Consider the following 19,649-nt stretch of genomic DNA (forward strand, 5'->3'; position numbering starts at 1 on the left):
TTTTTCCTGCTCGCTATAGTGCTGTAGAGCTTTCCAATCATACGAGGTTAGAAAACATGGTGACGATTTTCCTGAACTAAGCCGGAGGTGACGCACTTCCGGTTCAATGCACTGCAATTATCTGTAAGACAAGGCATTAAGAAGGAAAATATCATGTTTGAACGCTGGTTCACTGCGTACTGCTTGGCGCTGCGAACTTGGTGGTTAACCAGTCGCTTTTTAACCTATCAATCACCACTAAGATTACTGTCGCTGTTTGAAGCCTACGAACAGCAAACCCAGTGTCGCAACTTAGCCAGAATTGCGATTGGCGACACCGTTCGCTTAGTGGATCTTGACCGCTCCTATCAATATCGCATGACGTTAGTTGATTCACGTAAGAGCCAACCTCTTGCGGGGATGCTAGCTGTTGATTCGTACTTAGGTTCCCGATTGTTGGGGCGCTCTCAGGATGAGGTCTTAGAACTCGAGATATTCAACCAGCGCCGCTGCTTTGTGATTACCGAAATCATTCATCAATCACAGCCACCGCATCTGGTGTGTAGCTGTATGTTATGTCAGTAAAATAGAGGTGAAGTCATGAGTAAAAAAGACAAGAAGCAACCCCAGTTAAGCTTGAAAGAAAAACGTAAGTTGAAGCAAGAGAAAGCGGCCGAGCAAGGAATGGTGAAAGCGCGTAAACCATCTCGCAAATAAAAATTGCGGCTTATAAGCCCGCCGTAAGAGGTGGGCTTTGTATTGTTGTCGCGTAGGAAAAGCGAGCTTAATTTGAGGTCTTTGATAGGCGAGTTGAAATTTTTTTCATTTTGTCCCTTGAAAGCGATTTTTGATGACCTTATATCTAGTTGTGAAGAGGATGACTGGCTTGCTAGAGACTAGAAGACCAGCCCTCTGGAATCGCTAAAACGAGATCGCTCAAAAGAGGATATGGTGTTTTAGCACACAACTTAAACCTTTAGATTCAATATCATGTCTCCGAGCCAAACCAAGGCCAGTGGAATGATAAGAATCTCTTAGTTCGGCGTCGGTTTTTGCATAAACACGCCAGTAGGATGAAGTTCATCCGAACTAAGACTATTGCTTAATTAAGAGGATAGATTTATGCGTAACGTAGATTTCTCACCACTATACCGTAATGCAATTGGCTTTGATCGTCTGCTAAACCTGATGGAAGCGAATACAGCGAAAAATACTTCTGGCGGTTACCCTCCGTACAACATCGAGCAAAAAGATGAGCACAACTACCGTATTACTATGGCAGTTGCTGGTTTCTCTGAAGACCAACTCGATCTAACTCAAAATGAAAACATGTTGATCGTGAAGGGCGAGCGTAAAGCAGAAGAAGGCAAAAACTACGTGTACCAAGGCATTGCAGAGCGCGATTTTGAACGTAAGTTCCAACTAGCGGACTATGTAAAAGTGACTGGCGCTTCAATGGAAAATGGCCTATTACACATTGACTTGGTTCGTGAAATTCCAGAAGCAATGCAACCACGCAAAATTGCTATCGGTGGCAACAACCTGCTAGAAAGCAACTAATCAGCAAGTTATTTGCCCTATAGAGTGAGAAAGAGCGCCAGTTGGCGCTCTTTTTAATTTGTGTCTTTGATGCGGGAGTTTGCTTTACTGACCTTGTTGGTAAGCCTTTTCGACTTCTTCCGCGATAATCGCGATACCTTTCTGCATCATCTCATCGTCTTGAACGTAGTTCATGCGCAAGCACTGATGAGCATGGTCCCACTCGTCTTTCTGACCAATAAAGAAGTACTCACCCGGAACAATCAATACGCCACGCGCTTTCAAGCGTTGGTACAACTCCATTGTCGTAATTGGCAACTCATCAAACCACAACCACAAGAAGATCGCTCCTTCAGGTTTGTGGATACGGAATCGCTTGTCTGTAATCGCCTGTTGTAGCAGTTCTACCGCGCGTTGTGATTTCTGCTTGTAGAACGGCTTAATCACCTCTGAACTCAGTTTGAGTAGATCGCCTTTAGCGATGATGTGGTTTGCCAATGCTGGGCCAACACTGCCTGGCGCTAAGCTGATGATGCCATTCATATTGGTGAGTGCTTGGGTGATTTCTTCACTTGCAATCACAATCCCACATCGCACACCCGGCAAGCCAAGTTTTGATAAGCTCATGCACAGGATGGTGTTTTCATTCCAGAACGGTTCGACATCTTCAAAAATGATGTTCGGGAACGGCAAGCCGTACGCATTGTCGATAATCAGTGGGACGTTGTTCTCGCGCGCCAACTTGTCCAGTTTACGCACTTCTTCGTCAGTCAGTACGTTACCTGTTGGGTTGGTTGGGCGAGATGCACAAATTGCTGCGACGGAGTCATCGACGGTGAGCTTTTCAAAATCAACGTGATATTTGAATAGGCCGTTGTCGAGTAGCTCTATTTCTGGATGGTACGAAACAAAAATGTCTTCATCGATACCTGCATCACCGTAGCCAATGTATTCCGGTGCGATAGGCAACAGGACTTTTTTGTGCGAACCATCTGGCTGCTGACCAGCAAACAAATTAAATAGGTAGAAGAACCCGCTTTGGCTGCCATTCGTCAGGCTAATATTCTTCTCACTGATGTCCCAGCCGTATGTTTCACGAAACAGCTGAGCGAGCGCTTTGACGAACACGTCTTTACCCTGAGGGCCATCATAATTAGTGAGCGCGGCGACGAGTTCGCCACTGGCGAGCATTTCTTCACTGGCTTGGTGAAAGTAATCGAGCATGGCAGGAATGGCGGCCGGGTTACCCCCACCGAGCATGATGGCACCTGGCGTGCGTAGGCCATCATTCAAATCGTCCATTAGCTGCGTAATACCTGAATACTGATTAAATTTTTCACCAAACTTTGAGAACTGCATGCTTACATATACCTAATTCATTGTGATTGCTTTATGTGTCTTGATTGCTGACGAAACATCAGCTTATAGAGTAATACTTGACCTTACCCTAATGTTATTACGACGCAAAGTGTGAATTTACTCGAAGAAGAAAAAAGTTTGTCATCAGACCAGATGGAGAGGATTTGGAATTAAAAAAGGGAAGCGAAATGCTTCCCTTGCTGGTGGAGTGAGTCGGTTATTCGCCAGTGTAAACAATCAGTACTTTGTCGTCTTGGTATTGGCGTTCGAATGCGTAGTAGCCTTCTTGATTACGAGTGATGTGCTTACCTTGAGCAACCGCTGGGTGGCGTTGACGGAATTCGCCCAATTTCTGCCAATGTTGTAGTAAGTCTTCACGCTCGCCATGAATCTTGTCCCATGGCATGTCGGAACGTGTACCTTGGGTCGGATCGGATCCAGTCACGCCAAAGTCACGGGCAATCTCATCGCCATAGTAGATTTGTACTGCACCCGGTGCCAGCATTAACGCATTGGCGGCGCGAGCTTGGTCATCAAAGCTGCGGCTGCGTGCCGACCAAAACAGTTGAGTATCGTGCGAAGACAGGTAACTCAACACGTTGAACTCAGGATCGGAGTTAATACGTTCTGCATAGCGGCGGTAATCATTATCAAGTTGAGCGAAACACTTTAGCGCTTTTGGAGCCACGTCAGATTGGAACTCGAAGTTGATGATCGAATCGAAGCCGTTATCGAAATACGGGCTCTTCACCACGCTGTGTGCCCACACTTCGCCGGTCATCCAAAATGGAAGATCGTCTAGTGCTTTGTCGGGGTGTTTTTGTTTCCATTCGGCGAGGGCTTGAGTGGTACTTGCTTTGAGCTCTGCCCAGGCTTCCATCTCAACGTGTTTGGCGGTATCGACGCGGAAGCCATCAATGCCGTAATCACGTACCCAATCCGATAGCCATGTGATCAGATGTTCTCGTGGGGTTTTCAACTCATCTTGCGCATTGGTGTTTTTATTGCGGAAGAAGTTTGGTAGTCCGGTTTTCTGCGTCGATTCGGTTTTGAGATCCGGTAGGTAGTTCAAAGACATGGTGATGTCGTTGTATCCCGGCGCATCGTAATCGCCAATGTCGGTGCGAATCCAATCTTTGCCCCACCATTTTTCCCACGCTTCACTATCACCGTATTTGATGTAGTCGTTGAAGCTGTGCCAGCTTTGTCCTGATTTTGGCTGCCAGTCGGTCCATTTTTCACCAAGTACTTGTTTGGCTTCTTGGTCATCAAGGTAAAGCTGACCAAATCCAAATTCTTGCATGTCAGCTAATGTGGCGTAGCCGGTGTGGTTCATGACCACATCCCAGACTACTCGGATGCCTTTCTTGTGGGCGGTATCGATGAAGGTTCTCAGCTCATCTTCGGTACCCATGTTGGCATCAAGCTTGGTCCAATCTTGGTGGTAGTAGCCGTGGTAGCCGTAGTGTTTAAAGTCGCCTTTATCGCCGCCGCCAACCCAGCCGTGGATTTGTTCCAGTGGTGAGGTTATCCAGATTGCATTCACACCAAGTGATTCGATGTAATCGAGTTTTTTCGTTAGACCCGCTAAGTCACCACCGTGGAAGGTACCAATCTCATATTTGCCGTCTTTGCTGCGACCGTAGCTGTTGTCATTGTCTGGGTTACCATTGTAGAAGCGGTCGGTCATGACGAAGTACACCGTCGCGTTATCCCAGTTGAACGGTTTATCGGCTTGCGTTTCAACCTCTTCTAACAGCAATAGACCTTGGCTCATCGGGCCTGGTTGCATGGTTACGCTGCCATTGGCGACGGTGGTTTCTTGCCCGGTTAAGGCGTCACGAACAACAGTGCCATCAGTAAAGGTTTGGGCTACGTTGATGGTTTTAGCTGTGTCGGTTGCAACAGGGCAAGAATAGGTGATGTCCTGACTTTGTTTTGGTTTGATTTTAACGGTTAGCTCATTGGTGTCTGGATTGAGCGTGAAGAGGTAGGTATTGGCTTTGAAAATGCGCAGCGGCATAGATGTGTCGGTTGCGCAGTTATCCATTTTTAATGGTGTATTGAATTTGATGCGGCTTTCTTCCGCTAGCGCAAAGCTGTTACCACAGGTTTGTTTGCTGTCGGCAATGGTAAAGGTGTAGTTGCCTTTTTCTAGTTTTTGCTCTGCGACGAGTAAACCGTCTGAGTTTGGTTCGAAGACGGCAGTATCGTCTCCAACGCTTAATACGATGGCATTTTCTGGAATTTGGCTGCAGGCGCTCAGTAGGCCGATAGAGAGTGCGAGAATTGTTTTTTTCATTGTGTCCTTCCCCCGAATAAACAACCCAGTTATAGCAAAACTGTGCCTCTACAATCCGAGCTCTGCACCAACAAGTTCAACGCGTCTCACCCTACAAATTTTTGCCTTGTTCACAAAATGAATAATAAGAACCGGTTATCTCCGTTTGAAGGCAACAAAAAAGGGAAGCTGACGCTTCCCTTTTGCTTATCTCTTAATCACTTCGAAGAGTAATGAATTACTTTTGAAGCAAAGAAATGTCTGCGATCTGTAGGAACAGGTTACGCAGGTTGTTTAGCAGTGTCAGACGGTTCTTCTTAAGCGCTTCGTCGTCTGCCATTACCATTACGTTATCAAAGAACGCATCCACTGGCTCACGTAGGTCAGCTAGTTTGCTTAGGGCTTCTTGGTAGTTACCGGTTGCAAATGCTGGCTCTAGCGCTTCTGTCATTACTTCAACGCTTTCTGCTAGTGCTTTCTCTGCGTCTTCTTGTAGAAGTGCTAGGTCAATTTCTTCTGCTAGTTCGCCGTCGAATTTCGCTAGGATATTACCTACACGTTTGTTCGCTGCTGCTAGAGACTCTGCTGCTTCTAGTTCACGGAAGTGAGAAACCGCTTTAACACGTTGGTCGAAGTCTGCTGGTTTCGTTGGACGACGCGCTAGTACCGCTTGAATGATGTCTACGCTGAAGCCTTCGTCTTGGTACCAAGCACGGAAACGACCAAGCATGAATTCAATCACGTCTTGCTCAACGTTTTCGTTGGTTAGACGCTCACCAAACAGTGACTTCGCTTTCGCTACTAGGTCAACAAGATCTAGGTTGTAGCCGTATTCAACGATGATACGTAGTACACCTAGAGATGCGCGACGTAGTGCGAATGGGTCAGAACCTTTAGGTGCTTGACCAATACCGAAGATACCTACGATAGTGTCTAGCTTGTCTGCCATTGCAACTGCGGTTGAAACGCCGTTTGATGGCAGTTCATCACCTGCGAAACGAGGCATGTATTGCTCGTTCAGCGCGACTGCAACTTCTTCTGCTTCACCGTCGTGACGAGCATAGTGCATACCCATCACACCTTGAGTATCCGTGAATTCGAATACCATTGAGGTCATTAGGTCACATTTTGCTAGTAGACCAGCACGCTTTGATTTCTCAACGTCAGCACCGATTTGCTCAGCAATGTAGCCTGCAAGTTCAGTGATGCGGTCTGTTTTGTCTTTGATCGTACCCAGTTGCTGTTGGAAGATCGCTTGTTCTAGCTCAGGCAGACGGTCGATAAGCGGACGCTTACGGTCTGTGTTGAAGAAGAACTCTGCGTCAGCAAGACGAGGACGAACCACTTTCTCGTTACCTTCAATTACGTAACGAGGCTCTTTTGATTCGATGTTCGATACGAAGATGAAGTTAGGTAGTAGCTTCTTGTTTTCATCGTAAACAGGGAAGTATTTTTGGTCACCTTTCATAGTGTAAACCAACGCTTCAGAAGGCACTTTTAGGAACTCTTCTTCAAACTTCGCTGTTAGAACTACTGGCCATTCAACCAGAGACGTTACTTCTTCGACTAGGTCATCTTCTAGGTCAGCGATACCGCCAACCGCTGCTGCTGCTTTTTGTGCGTCAGCTAGGATGATTGCTTTACGCGCTTCGTAATCTGCCATGACTTTACCGCGCTCTTCTAGGATTGCAGGGTATTGCTCAGCAGAATCGATAGTGAACTCTTTTTCACCCATGAAGCGGTGGCCACGAATAGTGCGGCTTGATGCTACGCCTAGGATCTCGCCTTCGATTAGGTCGCTGCCCATTAGCATGGTTAGCGTCTTAACTGGACGGATAAATTGAGTCGTTTTGTTACCCCAGCGCATTGGTTTTGCGATAGGTAGGTTGGCTAGTGCTTTTGCTGCAAGTTCAACTACGATCTCAGACGTTGGCTGACCTTTCACTTCTTGTTTGAACAGTAGCCATTCGCCTTTGTCGGTTACCATGCGATCAGCTTGGTCAACAGTGATGCCACAACCGCGTGCCCAGCCTTGAGCTGCTTTGGTCGGGTTGCCTTCCGCGTCAAATGCTGCAGAAACCGCAGGACCACGTTTTTCAACAACTTTGTCTGATTGGCTTTCTGCCAATGCTGCGACTTTTAATGCAAGACGACGAGGTGCCGTGAACCATTTTACGCCTTCGTGAGCAAGCTCAGCACCTTTTAGTTCTGCTTCGAAGTTTGCTGCGAATGCTTCAGCTAGAGTACGAAGTTGCGTTGGTGGTAGCTCTTCTGTACCTAGCTCGATTAGAAATTCTTTTGCCATGTTACTCTACCCCTTACGCTTGTTCTTTCTTACACATTGGGAAGCCAAGAGCTTCACGCGATGCGTAGTATGCTTCTGCTACTGCTTTAGTCAGATTGCGGATGCGCAGGATGTAACGTTGACGCTCTGTAACAGAGATTGCTTTGCGTGCGTCTAACAAGTTGAACGCGTGTGCCGCTTTCAAGATGCGCTCGTAAGCAGGCAGAGGTAGCGGTTTTTCTAGCTCGAGTAGTTCTTTCGATTCCTTTTCACACTGGTCGAAGAAGCTGAATAGGAAATCAACGTCTGCGTGTTCGAAGTTGTAAGTTGATTGCTCAACTTCGTTTTGGTGGAAAATGTCACCGTAAGTTACCTTGCTGCCGTCTGGCGCGATGTTCCAAGTTAGGTCGTAAACCGAGTCTACTTCTTGGATGTACATTGCTAGACGTTCGATACCGTAAGTGATCTCACCAGTCACTGGTTTACACTCAAGGCCGCCAACTTGTTGGAAGTAAGTAAACTGAGTTACTTCCATGCCGTTTAGCCAAACTTCCCAGCCTAGACCCCATGCGCCTAGTGTTGGGTTTTCCCAGTTGTCTTCTACGAAACGGATGTCGTGTACAAGTGGGTCAATACCAAGAACTTCAAGGGAGCCAAGGTACAACTCTTGAATATTGTCAGGCGATGGTTTTAGCGCTACTTGGAATTGGTAGTAGTGCTGAAGACGGTTAGGGTTTTCACCGTAACGGCCATCAGTAGGACGACGTGAAGGTTGTACGTAAGCTGTCGACATTGGCTCTGGGCCAAGCGCTCGTAGACAGGTCATTGGGTGAGAGGTACCCGCACCCACTTCCATATCTAGCGGTTGAACAATGGTACAACCATTTTGAGCCCAATAATCCTGCAGCGCGAGGATCATTCCCTGGAAGGTTTTGATATCGTATTTTTGCATAAGTCAGGTTCGCGCGATTCTCTAGTTACTCATTAATTCGTCTCGTATGCCGAGTTTTTCAACTCAAACAAGGGCGATAAAGAGTAATTACGGTTGAATAAAATAACAATCAAGTATAACCAGATATTGAGCATGGGAGTAGAGCTAATCTTGATTAATTCGTGGGCAATTTTCTCCTTTAATGAATTTTTACCGCGTTATCTGCTGTATTTTTCCTAAAAGGGAGTTTTCACCTGCTTTGGCTCTTGTGATGAGCAACAAAGGTGGCTAGAATTGCGCCTGTCTTTGGGGAGTAGCTTACCTGATGAAGTCTCTGTTTCATCCGGTTCGTTCGTCAACATAATTGGTGCAAAATCACCATGGCGTTCGAGACTTGAAGCCTTTCAAGTTTAGCAAGACCTTAGACAAATCATCACGAACCGGGGTGGGGCGTGAGGTTTGTCTATGGTTAAAATAATTATCCCGCCCCAATGAGCATGTCGTGAGCGTTTTAGCTATTTCAATTACTACTGTGGCGTTAGCAGAAATTGGCGATAAGACCCAATTGCTATCCCTATTACTTGCCAGTCGTTACCGCAAACCCATTCCAATTATTGCAGCCATCTTTTTGGCGACCATTGCCAACCACGCTTTAGCTGCATGGTTAGGTGTGGTAGTGGCCGACTATCTATCTCCTGATGTTTTAAAATGGGTGCTGGTGGTCAGTTTTGTTGCCATGGCCGCTTGGGTTCTGATCCCAGACAAACTGGATGACGACGAAGAGATCTCGAATCGTGGACCATTCATTGCCAGCTTTATTGCCTTCTTTGTCGCTGAAATCGGTGATAAAACTCAGATTGCGACTTCCATTCTAGGCGCGCAATACGCGGATGCGCTGAGTTGGGTCATACTTGGCACGACCATTGGTATGCTGTTGGCCAACGTGCCAGTGGTGTTGATTGGTAAGCTTTCAGCAGACAAGATGCCATTGGGTTTGATCCGTAAAGTAACCGCTATTTTATTCGTGTTGTTGGCGATTGGTGCGGCCTTCTTTTAATGGTTTGAAGCAGATAAAGTAGCCTGAAAAGGAAAAACGTTATCTGCGAACAATCGTTAAAATGGTGCGAATTATCAATAACTAGCGAATTAGTGGCGCAGCTCAAACTCTGACTTAAAATCGCTCCGTAGCGTGACGGATGACATATTAGTGTCATACTTGTCATGGTAGTTTAATGGTGTGAATGATAGCGAGAGGGCAAGTTTATGCTTACACGTTACATGGGGATGACCCCAAAGAGTCAGAGTTATTTATTCACCTTTGGTTTGGCGCTGTGCTTGTTAGCGATGGTACTGACTGATATGTGGTTGCCGATTGTGGCAGGGACGTTCATTCTTACTGGCTTGACGGTTGAAGCGTGGATTCGGGTGGCGCACATTATTCCAATGCATGAAGAAATACGTGCGATGCAGAAACAACTTAACAAACTCCAATCTGAAGTTCGCACACTAGAATATGACGAATAAACAAACGGCAGCCCACTGGGCTGCCGTTTTTGATCTCACTGAGATTATTCCAAACCTTTCTTAATCAGGTACTGATAAGGCAGTTGTTCTGTTTGCGCTGCAATCAACTGGTGATCCATAAAGCGGCAGAAACTCGGAATATCTCGAGTTGTCGATGGGTCGTCCGCTTTTACTAGCAAAACCTCACCATCTTGCATGTTGCGAATTGTCTTCCTGACCATCATCACTGGCTCTGGGCAGCGCAGTCCTTCCGCCTCTAACGTCTTTGTTGCCAGTTCAGGATTAAAGCTCATAGTGTGATTCTCGTAACTAACTTAGCGGTGAATTTTACGTTCGTTGAAAAAATATTCAATAACCACTTGGCAAACGGATTTTTTTGTTTTACCTTAAATTAACAATTTGGTAACAACTGGCAAGGAGAGGCGATGTTAACAGCGTTAGACAGACTCACGATTTACTCAGTGCTGTGTTTTATCTCGTTCTGTGCATTGGTACTTAGAACGCCAGCTGAAACCTCATTGATGCCTTTAGCAGGCATGAGTGCAACCATTATTGGGATTTGGATTGAGATGCACAAATGGTCAGGTGCATCAGAGCAAGAGAATTAGCGCCTCTTGCCTCAATCAAACATGAACAATACCGCTCACCTATTTTTACCAACACTTCATTCCGACACTATCCCCATTTTTCTTGGGCTTCCCCGCTGAAAGGCGGGATTTTTTTTGCCTGAAGAGTACAATTTGATAAAACCCTCGCATTGTAAGTGGCAAATCGTGGAACTAGAAGACATCTATCGCCGAGATCTGAATTTATTAGTCGCGTTGCGTGTACTGATTGAAGAAAGCAGCGTCAGTAAGGCGGCAACTCGCCTTAATTTAAGCCAATCGGCGATGAGTCGTGTGTTAGGGCGATTACGCGATCTGCTTGGCGATCCGCTGTTTACGCGCCAAGGTCAGCACTTGATCCCAACCCCAAAAGCGCTAGAAATTGATCGCTCTTTAGGTGAACCGTTGGAATCGCTGCGCCAATTATTGTCGCCCGTCGAGTTCGATCCTCAGCAGTGCGATCAGACGTTCACCATCGCGACCACGGACTACGCTATGCAAACTATCCTGCCGTTTGCTTTACCGCGCATTTATCAAGAAGCGCCGAATGTGTCGTTTAACTTTTTGCCTTTGCAGCATGACCGTTTATCCGATCAGTTGACTTATGAAGGGGCCGATCTTGCCATTTGTCGCCCAACTGGCCCCGTAGAGCCGCTGCGTAGCGAGATTCTTGGTCGCGTTGGCGTGTTGTGTTTACTGTCCAAACAGCATCCTTTGGCGAATCAAGAGATGAGTTTGGACGACTATTTGAGCCACCCTCACGCGATGATTGCCATCAGTGACGGAGTGAAAGCGTTGATTGAGCAAGCTTTGATCGACAAGCCGCAACGCAAAATGGTGCTGCGTGCGTACCATTTAGAAGCTGCGCTGGCGATTGTGGATACACTACCTATCATCATTACCGTTCCGGCAGATTTGGCGTATCTGGTTGCTGAGCGCTATGACCTAGTCGTAAAACCGTTGCCATTCCAATTTACGCCTTTTGATTATTCGATGATTTGGCATGCGCGCTGTGAGCATTCTCCTGCTCAAGAATGGCTGCGCTCCGTTGTGCGTGAAGAGTGCAGCAGGCTGATTGCGAAGCGAATCGAAGACATGGGATTGAACTGATAATAAAAGAGCCAGCAACGCTGGCTCTTTTTACGTGAAGTGCTGATTTGTAGCTTGATAACGATAGCTTTATAGCTACAGCTTGATGACTACGCGACCGGTTACCTGGCCGTTGGTAATATCTTCGGCGTATTTGGGCGCTTCAGCGAGCTCTACTTCAGTACACGCTTGCTCGAAGTAGCTGTCTGGTAGTAGCTCAACCAGTTTTTCCCACGCTGCGATGCGTTTTTCGGTTGGACACATCACGGAATCCACACCTTGCAGACGCACATTACGTAGGATGAACGGCATTACTGTGGTTGGCAGGTCAAAACCGCCAGCAAGACCACACGCCGCGACGGCGCTGTTGTAATCCATTTGCGCCAATACTTTCGCTAGCACTTTGCTGCCAACGGTGTCGACTGCGCCAGCCCAAATTTGTTTTTCTAGTGGGCGTGCAGGCTCTTCAAATTCAACACGGTCGATGATGCGACTTGCGCCCAGTTTTTCTAAAAGTGGACCGTTTTGTTCAACACGACCAGTAACGGCTGCCACTTTGTAGCCCAGTTGAGCCAGAAGCGTCACTGCCACCGAACCTACGCCGCCACTGGCGCCAGTGACAAGGATTTCGCCAGCTTCTGGTTTGATGTCAGCATCCAGCAGAGCTTGAACACACAGCATTGCGGTAAAGCCAGCTGTACCGACCATCATTGCTTTTTTGCTGTCTACGCCTTTTGGTAGAGGAACCAACCAATCCGCTTTTAGACGAGCACGTTGCGCCATACCGCCCCAGTGGTTTTCGCCGACACCCCAGCCAGTAAGAACGACTTTATCGCCTGCTTGGTAGCGTGCATCGTCAGAGCTTACGACCGTACCCGCTAGATCAATGCCTGGTACCATTGGGAAGTTGCGGATGATTTTACCTTTCCCTGTGATCGCAAGGCCGTCCTTGTAGTTTAACGATGAGTAATCAACGTCAATCAGTACGTCGCCTTCCGGCAGTTGTGTTTCATCGATTTGTTCGATGTTTGCGATAGTACGTTTGTCTTCTTGGTTTAGAACTAGAGCATTAAACATAAGGTTCTCCGAGTGTGCGATAGCGCGGCAGGAATGCCACGAGCAGCAAGCCATTAACTGCCTGTAAGTGTATGCCTTCTTTATTTATGAATAAAATGAAACTTCATCATCTAATTTATGCGTTTTGTGCATAAATTGTAGGGTGCCTGATAAAAGAAAAGGCGACATAAGATGCCGCCTTAAGTGTAATACCAAATTTTGCTGGTATTGGTTGATACCTAACTGGTGATGTTAAGGGCTACGGGCGCTCAAAGACAGTAGCGATACCCTGACCAAGACCGATACACATGGTCGCAAGGCCGTATTTGGCGTCCTTGTCTTCCATTAGGTTGATAAGTGTTGTTGAGATACGTGCACCAGAACAACCCAATGGGTGACCTAGAGCAATCGCGCCGCCATTCAGGTTCACTTTTTCGTCCATCACCTCAAGCAGACCTAGGTCTTTCGCACATGGCAGAGATTGCGCTGCAAACGCTTCGTTTAGCTCGACAACGTCCATATCTTCAATTGCAAGACCTGCACGTTTCAGCGCTTTTTGCGTTGCAGGTACAGGGCCGTAACCCATGATGGATGGATCGCAACCTGCGATCGCCATGCCTTTGATTCGTGCGCGAATCTTCAAACCAAGTTCATTGGCTTTCTCTTCGCTCATGATCAGCATTGCGGATGCACCATCAGATAAAGCGGAAGACGTGCCGGCTGTTACAGTACCGTTCGCTGGGTCGAATACCGGACGAAGTTGAGACAGACCTTCAACGGTGGTCTCTGGACGAATCACTTCATCGTAATCTAACTGGAACAACGTACCGTCTGCTGCGTGGCCTTCGGTTGGTAGGATTTCGTTTTTAAAGCGACCTTCCAATGTTGCTGCGTGAGCACGAGCATGAGAGCGCGCCGCAAACTCATCTTGTTGCTCACGGCTGATACCATGAAGCTTACCAAGCATTTCAGCGGTTAAACCCATCATGCCAGCGGCTTTGGCGACGTTTTTCGACATGCCAGGATGGAAGTCTACACCGTGGTTCATTGGTACGTGACCCATGTGCTCGACACCACCGATCAGGCAAATTTCCGCGTCACCTGTCATGATTGCACGAGTACCATCATGCAGGGCTTGCATAGATGAGCCACACAGACGATTCACGGTTACTGCGCCAATCTCAATTGGTAGGCCAGCAAGCAGCGCTGCATTACGCGCGATGTTAAAGCCTTGCTCAAGCGTTTGTTGCACACAGCCCCAGTAGATGTCTTCAATCTCACTTGGGTTCACTTGCGGGTTGCGTGCCAGAATGCCTTTCATTAGGTGCGCAGAAAGGTCTTCTGCACGAGTATGACGGAAAGCACCACCTTTAGAGCGACCCATTGGGGTACGTAGACAATCGACTACGACAACGTTTCTGGTTTGATTAGTCATTTTGGGAATCCCTCCTTAGATAGAACCTTGCTGTTGCGCGCCGTAGAAGCTTTCGCCTTTCGCCGCCATATCAATCAACATTTGCGGAACATGGTACATCGCGCCTAGATCAGCGTGCTGTTTTGCCATTTCAACAAATTCAGCAATACCTACGCTGTCTAGGTAGCGGAATACACCGCCGCGGAATGGAGGGAAACCAAGGCCGTAAACCAGCGCCATATCTGCTTCTTGAGGAGTTGCAATAATGCCTTCTTGCAGACACAGCACCACTTCGTTGATCATCGGAATCATCATACGTTGGATGATGGTCTGCTCATCGAACTCTTGTTTATCCGCGCAGACGTCTGCCAGTACTGGCAAGATATCTTCAGTGAAGGTTTTCTTAGGCTTACCTTTTTTATCAATGGTGTAGCTATAGAAACCGTTGCCATTCTTCTGACCGTATTTGTTGGCTTCGAATAGAGCATCAATCGCGTCACGACCTTGTTTACCCATTCGCTCAGGGAAACCTTCTGCCATCACCGCTTGTGCGTGGTGCGCAGTATCGATGCCGACTACATCAAGCAAGTACGCCGGGCCCATCGGCCAGCCAAATTTGCGTTCCATGACTTTGTCGACTTTAGTGAAGTCTGCACCGTCACGAAGCAACATGCTGAAACCGCCAAAGTACGGGAATAATACGCGGTTGACGAAGAATCCCGGACAGTCGTTCACGACGATTGGGGATTTACCCATTTTCGCTGCGTAAGCCACTACGCGGTTGATGGTTTCATCAGAAGTTTTCTCACCACGGATGATTTCAACCAAAGGCATGCGATGCACAGGGTTAAAGAAGTGCATACCACAGAAATTTTCTGGGCGTTTAAGTGATTGTGCCAATAGGTTGATTGGAATCGTCGATGTGTTTGATGTAATGACGGTGTCTTCACCAACGTGCGATTCGACTTCGCTCAGTACCGTTGCTTTTACTTTTGGATTTTCGACAACGGCTTCAACAATCACATCTGAGTTTTCGATGCCTGCGTAATGTAGGCTTGGGGTAATTGATGCCAAAATTCCCGCCATCTTGAAGCCGTCGATACGACCTTGAGCAAGGCGTTTGTTTAGCAGTTTAGACGCTTCGGTCATGCCTAAATCGAGAGATGGTTGGGCGATGTCTTTCATCAATACTGGCACGCCTTTCAGCGCAGATTGGTAAGCGATGCCACCACCCATGATGCCTGCACCTAATACCGCTGCTCGCTCAGTGTCTTTGCTTGCTGATTTCGCCGCTTTTTTCGCGATGCCTTTGATGTATTGGTCGTTGAGGAACAGACCAACCAGAGCTTTGGCTTCTTCTGATTTCGCGAGTTTAACGAAGTATTTGCGTTCAATGTCGAGTGCTTCGTTACGCGCAAAGCGTGCGCCTTCTTCAATCGTAATAACTGCAGTCATTGGCGCAGGGTAGTGTGGACCGGCTACTTGTGCCACTAGGCCTTTTGCCATTGTGAAGCTCATCATCGACTCTAGCTTGCTGAGTGTCAGTGGCGAGGTTTTTTGTTTACGACGTGCTTGCCAATCGATCTTTTCGTTGATAGCTGAAGTCAGTGTTTGCAATGCGGATTCATACAACGCATCAGTTTCAACCACGGCATCCAATAAACCAATCTTCAATGCTTCATCTGCACGACATGCTTTGCCTTGCGTGATGATTTCCATCGCGCTATCTGCACCGATAACACGCGGCAAACGCACACAACCACCAAAGCCTGGCATGATGCCCAGTTTGGTTTCTGGTAGGCCAATGCTGGTGGTTTTGTCACCGATACGCATGTCGGTAGCCAGTACGCATTCACAGCCGCCGCCAAGTGTGTGACCTTTAAGTACTGAGATTGTCGGAACGGGTAAGTCTTCTAGTTTATTGAAGATGCTATTGGCAAATTGTAGCCATTGATCGAGCTCGGCGTCTGTTTTAGCGAAGAGGCCCAAGAATTCAGTGATGTCTGCGCCAACGATGAACGCATCTTTATCTGAAGTGAGCATTAAGCCCTTTAGACCTTGATGTGAAGTCAACGCATCAAGAGCCTTATCGAGAGACTCTAGCGTTGCTAGGTCGAGCTTGTTTACGGATTTAGGGGAGCAGAAGCTCAGCTCTGCTATGCCATCTTGTATTTCCTTTACCTGTAGGGTGTCGGCTTGGTAAATCATTGTCTATCTCCATGACATACAATCGTGGATTGTCTGTATACCTATTGTTAGTGCTGAATTCGTCGGCAAATAAGTATCGAGGAAGTCGTTTATTCTTATTCTGGTTTGACCAGTAAAGTTAGTTTGGATCGCGGATTGTTTAATTTCAATACATTTTTTAAACAAGTGTTTAACATTGTGCGCTGTGGCAGATCTTATGCGACTCTGAATTCACTCTCGTGATAGACTTCGAGCAAAGTAAACATTGACCTAATGCTATGAATGACCAGCCTTATCTGATTCCCTCAGCGCCAGCTCTGTTTGTAGAAGAAATCAAAAAAAGTGTCTTTATTACCTACCTCGCACACACGCCAAGCGTTGATGCGGCGAAGGCGTTTGTTGATCAAATTAAAGCCAAACACTCGGATGCAAGACACAATTGCTGGGGATTCGTAGCGGGCAGACCTGAAGATTCAATGAAATGGGGCTTTAGCGATGACGGCGAGCCGTCCGGGACTGCTGGCAAGCCAATTTTGGCGCAGCTATCGGGCTCTGGCGTGGGAGAAATCACTGCGGTAGTGACGCGATATTCAGGGGGCATCAAGCTTGGTACTGGCGGTTTAGTTAAAGCTTACGGCGGCGGGGTGCAGCAAGCTCTCAAGCTGCTTCAAACTATTGAGAAAAAAATAACCACAAAACTCAGACTAACGTTAGACTATGGGTTTATGCCTATCGCACAGTCGATCATGCCTCAATTTGGTGCGGTAGAAGTCGCTGCTGAATATAGCGATCAGGTAATATTAGTGGTGGAAATTGAGCTTCGTGAAGTGAGCGCGTTTACCCAAGCTATCATCAATAAAAGTGGGGCAAAGGCAATTGTAACCCCACTCGACGGACAATAATGAAAACCAGGAAGCAACAGGGACAGCTTCGCTAGTCAATCAATCCATGCAATTTCGTTCAATTATTCGAATCGTCGGGCTTTTGCTCGCGCTTTTTAGTGTCACCATGTTGGCACCCGCACTGGTTGCGCTTCTTTATCGAGACGGCGCTGGTGTACCTTTTGTCACGACTTTTTTTGTGCTGCTTTTTTGTGGAGCGATGTGTTGGTTTCCTAACCGTCGGCATAAACATGAGCTCAAATCACGTGATGGCTTTCTTATTGTTGTTCTTTTCTGGACGGTTTTGGGCAGCGCGGGTTCGCTTCCATTTTTAATCGCAGATAATCCCAACATTTCTGTGACTGACGCTTTTTTTGAATCCTTCTCTGCTTTAACTACGACAGGGGCGACCGTTATTGTCGGACTTGACGAGTTACCTAAAGCGATTTTGTTCTACCGCCAATTTCTACAATGGTTTGGTGGGATGGGGATCATCGTACTTGCGGTCGCTATTTTGCCAGTGTTGGGTATCGGTGGGATGCAGTTGTACCGCGCAGAAATTCCGGGTCCAGTGAAAGATACCAAAATGACCCCGCGCATAGCCGAGACAGCAAAAGCGCTGTGGTACATCTATTTAAGCCTGACAATCGCTTGTGCGGTTGTTTTTTGGCTCGCGGGCATGACGCCGTTTGATGCCATCAGCCACAGCTTCTCTACTATTGCGATTGGTGGCTTCTCAACTCACGATGCCAGCATGGGCTACTTCGACAGTTACGCGATTAACCTGATTACCGTGGTGTTCTTGCTGATCTCTGCTTGTAACTTCACTCTGCACTTTGCGGCATTTGCCTCTGGTGGGGTTCATCCTAAGTATTATTGGAAAGACCCAGAGTTCCGCGCATTCATCTTTATTCAGGTGTTACTGTTTTTGGTTTGCTTCTTACTACTATTGAAGCACCACTCTTACACATCACCTTATGATGCGTTTGACCAAGCATTGTTCCAAACTGTCTCAATCTCGACAACCGCAGGTTTCACCACAACCGGTTTTGCAGATTGGCCATTGTTCTTGCCAGTACTGTTACTGTTCTCCTCTTTTATAGGAGGATGCGCAGGTTCGACCGGTGGTGGTATGAAAGTGATCCGCATTCTGCTTCTTACCTTACAAGGTGCGCGTGAACTTAAACGTTTGGTTCACCCTCGTGCGGTTTACACCATCAAAGTGGGTGGTAGTGCACTACCTCAACGTGTGGTCGATGCTGTATGGGGATTCTTCTCAGCATACGCGTTAGTGTTTGTGGTATGTATGTTGGGTTTGATTGCAACAGGCATGGACGAGTTAAGTGCATTCTCTGCCGTAGCAGCGACACTCAACAACCTTGGCCCTGGATTGGGCGAAGTCGCACTTCACTTTGGTGATGTAAACGACAAAGCGAAATGGGTGCTGATCGTCTCCATGCTATTTGGTCGTCTGGAAATATTTACCTTACTTATTCTACTCACGCCGACGTTTTGGCGTAGTTAAGGGGAAATCGTGGCAAAAGCATTATTTCTATACTCTTCTCGTGAAGGGCAAACCAAAAAAATCTTCCACTATATAGAAGAGCAATTAACAGACTTTGAATGTGAGCTGGTGGATTTACATAATGTAGAGACGATGGATTTCAGCCAATATGAAAAAGTGCTCATTGGTGCCTCTATTCGTTATGGTCACCTAAATAATAAGCTATACCAATTTATTGAACGCAACCTCACTCAGCTAGAACAGAATAAAGTGGCTTTCTTCTGTGTGAACTTAACCGCCCGTAAAGAAGACCAAGGGAAAGATACCCCAGAAGGAAGTGCCTACATTCGTAAGTTCCTAATCAAATCTCCTTGGAAGCCAACATTAATTGGAGTCTTCGCTGGTGCCCTTTATTATCCGCGCTACGGTTGGTTCGACAAAATGATGATCAAGTTCATTATGTCGATGACTGGTGGTGAAACGGACACGACTAAAGAAGTGGAGTACACCAACTGGGAAAAAGTGGCTCTTTTCGCGGATAAATTCAAAGAACTGTAGAAATAACGTGCTCTTTTAAGTGGTTTTGCTGCAATTTCATCCGAACGATAAAAAAATCAAAAAAAACGTGAAAAAGGGCTTGCCAATGTGATCGCAATCTCTATAATGCCACCTCGCTGACACGGCAACGCTTCGAAAGAAACGAAGTCGAGGTTAGCAAGCCAAATTAGCCAAGCGGAAACGCTTGAAGAAAGTTTGAAAAAAGTGATTGACACTAAACTTTAACTCGCTAAAATGGCCGTCCTGTTTTGAGCAAAGCTCAACAGGAAAAGCTCTTTAACAATATAGACCTATCAATCTGTGTGGGCACTCGTTGATGATAATCCAATTCGATACCTCGGTATCAAATTAGGTTTCAATGAAACGAAGTGACCATTGAATCTTCGGATTCAGCACAGTCAATTCAAACATTACTTTATGTAATGTTCAGTATTCATTGAGCCGAACAAAATCTTAAA

17 protein-coding genes are annotated in these 19,649 nt (G+C 46.9%); 9 read left to right on the forward strand and 8 right to left on the reverse strand.

The annotated features are described in order from the left end of the window. The first annotated feature begins 153 nt into the window (after positions 1-153). Both NL646_RS21640 and NL646_RS21645 read left to right on the forward strand, forming a co-directional pair. Positions 154-564: a GreA/GreB family elongation factor gene (locus NL646_RS21640; RefSeq protein WP_015296025.1), complete on the forward strand. Its 411-nt coding sequence runs from the start codon at positions 154-156 to the stop codon at positions 562-564. Positions 565-1,101: 537 nt separating this feature from the next. Next, complete coding sequence (locus NL646_RS21645; RefSeq protein WP_005458680.1) at positions 1,102-1,539, forward strand: Hsp20 family protein; 438 nt, start codon at positions 1,102-1,104, stop codon at positions 1,537-1,539. An 84-nt stretch (positions 1,540-1,623) separates the two neighbouring features. Here NL646_RS21645 and NL646_RS21650 read toward each other — a convergent pair whose 3' ends face one another. From NL646_RS21650 to glyQ, 4 genes are all read right to left on the reverse strand, one after another. Further along, positions 1,624-2,877: a valine--pyruvate transaminase gene (locus NL646_RS21650; RefSeq protein ID WP_029803695.1), complete on the reverse strand. Its 1,254-nt coding sequence runs from the start codon at positions 2,875-2,877 to the stop codon at positions 1,624-1,626. Between the two features lie 217 nt (positions 2,878-3,094). Next, the gene (locus NL646_RS21655; RefSeq protein ID WP_253664677.1) at positions 3,095-5,179 is read right to left on the reverse strand and encodes an alpha-amylase; all 2,085 of its coding nucleotides are present in this window, start codon (positions 5,177-5,179) and stop codon (positions 3,095-3,097) included. A gap of 217 nt (positions 5,180-5,396) precedes the next feature. Then, on the reverse strand, positions 5,397-7,463 hold the full coding sequence (gene glyS / locus NL646_RS21660; RefSeq protein ID WP_253664678.1) for a glycine--tRNA ligase subunit beta: 2,067 nt from the start codon (positions 7,461-7,463) through the stop codon (positions 5,397-5,399). 13 nt (positions 7,464-7,476) lie between these two features. Then, positions 7,477-8,394, reverse strand: coding sequence for a glycine--tRNA ligase subunit alpha (glyQ, locus tag NL646_RS21665; protein ID WP_005458688.1), 918 nt, complete (start codon positions 8,392-8,394; stop codon positions 7,477-7,479). Positions 8,395-8,875: 481 nt separating this feature from the next. Between glyQ and NL646_RS21670 the strand changes: the two genes are divergently transcribed. Then, entirely contained in the window at positions 8,876-9,430 is a 555-nt protein-coding gene (locus NL646_RS21670; protein WP_005458690.1) for a TMEM165/GDT1 family protein, read from the forward strand. A gap of 206 nt (positions 9,431-9,636) precedes the next feature. Then, on the forward strand, positions 9,637-9,897 hold the full coding sequence (locus NL646_RS21675; protein ID WP_005497541.1) for a hypothetical protein: 261 nt from the start codon (positions 9,637-9,639) through the stop codon (positions 9,895-9,897). Between the two features lie 44 nt (positions 9,898-9,941). On the opposite strand, the gene tusA is transcribed toward NL646_RS21675, so the two are convergent. After that, positions 9,942-10,190: a sulfurtransferase TusA gene (gene tusA, locus NL646_RS21680; protein ID WP_005426051.1), complete on the reverse strand. Its 249-nt coding sequence runs from the start codon at positions 10,188-10,190 to the stop codon at positions 9,942-9,944. A gap of 132 nt (positions 10,191-10,322) precedes the next feature. Here tusA and NL646_RS21685 point away from each other — a divergent pair, with 132 nt between their 5' ends. Both NL646_RS21685 and NL646_RS21690 read left to right on the forward strand, forming a co-directional pair. Beyond that, positions 10,323-10,505 carry a hypothetical protein gene (locus NL646_RS21685; RefSeq protein WP_005458692.1) on the forward strand — a complete coding sequence of 61 codons (183 nt, stop codon included), beginning with the start codon at positions 10,323-10,325 and terminating at the stop codon, positions 10,503-10,505. A 165-nt stretch (positions 10,506-10,670) separates the two neighbouring features. After that, entirely contained in the window at positions 10,671-11,612 is a 942-nt protein-coding gene (locus tag NL646_RS21690) for a LysR family transcriptional regulator (protein ID WP_025611500.1), read from the forward strand. A gap of 75 nt (positions 11,613-11,687) precedes the next feature. Here NL646_RS21690 and NL646_RS21695 read toward each other — a convergent pair whose 3' ends face one another. The 3 genes from NL646_RS21695 to fadB form a co-directional block, all read right to left on the reverse strand. Beyond that, the gene (locus NL646_RS21695; protein WP_253664679.1) at positions 11,688-12,668 is read right to left on the reverse strand and encodes an MDR family oxidoreductase; all 981 of its coding nucleotides are present in this window, start codon (positions 12,666-12,668) and stop codon (positions 11,688-11,690) included. 238 nt (positions 12,669-12,906) lie between these two features. After that, positions 12,907-14,082: an acetyl-CoA C-acyltransferase FadA gene (fadA, locus tag NL646_RS21700; protein ID WP_021449038.1), complete on the reverse strand. Its 1,176-nt coding sequence runs from the start codon at positions 14,080-14,082 to the stop codon at positions 12,907-12,909. 15 nt (positions 14,083-14,097) lie between these two features. Continuing rightward, positions 14,098-16,269: a fatty acid oxidation complex subunit alpha FadB gene (gene fadB, locus NL646_RS21705; protein WP_005481023.1), complete on the reverse strand. Its 2,172-nt coding sequence runs from the start codon at positions 16,267-16,269 to the stop codon at positions 14,098-14,100. A gap of 257 nt (positions 16,270-16,526) precedes the next feature. On the opposite strand from fadB, the gene NL646_RS21710 reads away from it, so the two are divergent. From NL646_RS21710 to hemG, 3 genes are read left to right on the forward strand one after another with little or no spacing between them, the layout of a single operon-like run. Beyond that, positions 16,527-17,150 carry a YigZ family protein gene (locus tag NL646_RS21710; protein WP_253664680.1) on the forward strand — a complete coding sequence of 208 codons (624 nt, stop codon included), beginning with the start codon at positions 16,527-16,529 and terminating at the stop codon, positions 17,148-17,150. A gap of 46 nt (positions 17,151-17,196) precedes the next feature. Next, entirely contained in the window at positions 17,197-18,654 is a 1,458-nt protein-coding gene (locus tag NL646_RS21715; protein WP_253664681.1) for a TrkH family potassium uptake protein, read from the forward strand. A gap of 9 nt (positions 18,655-18,663) precedes the next feature. Then, the gene (hemG, locus tag NL646_RS21720) at positions 18,664-19,191 is read left to right on the forward strand and encodes a menaquinone-dependent protoporphyrinogen IX dehydrogenase (protein WP_025541797.1); all 528 of its coding nucleotides are present in this window, start codon (positions 18,664-18,666) and stop codon (positions 19,189-19,191) included. The last annotated feature ends 458 nt before the right edge of the window (positions 19,192-19,649 follow it).

It is taken from the genome of Vibrio sp. Y20_XG_PY13 (assembly GCF_024181925.1).
In the GTDB taxonomy this organism is placed as follows: Bacteria; Pseudomonadota; Gammaproteobacteria; order Enterobacterales; family Vibrionaceae; genus Vibrio; species Vibrio parahaemolyticus.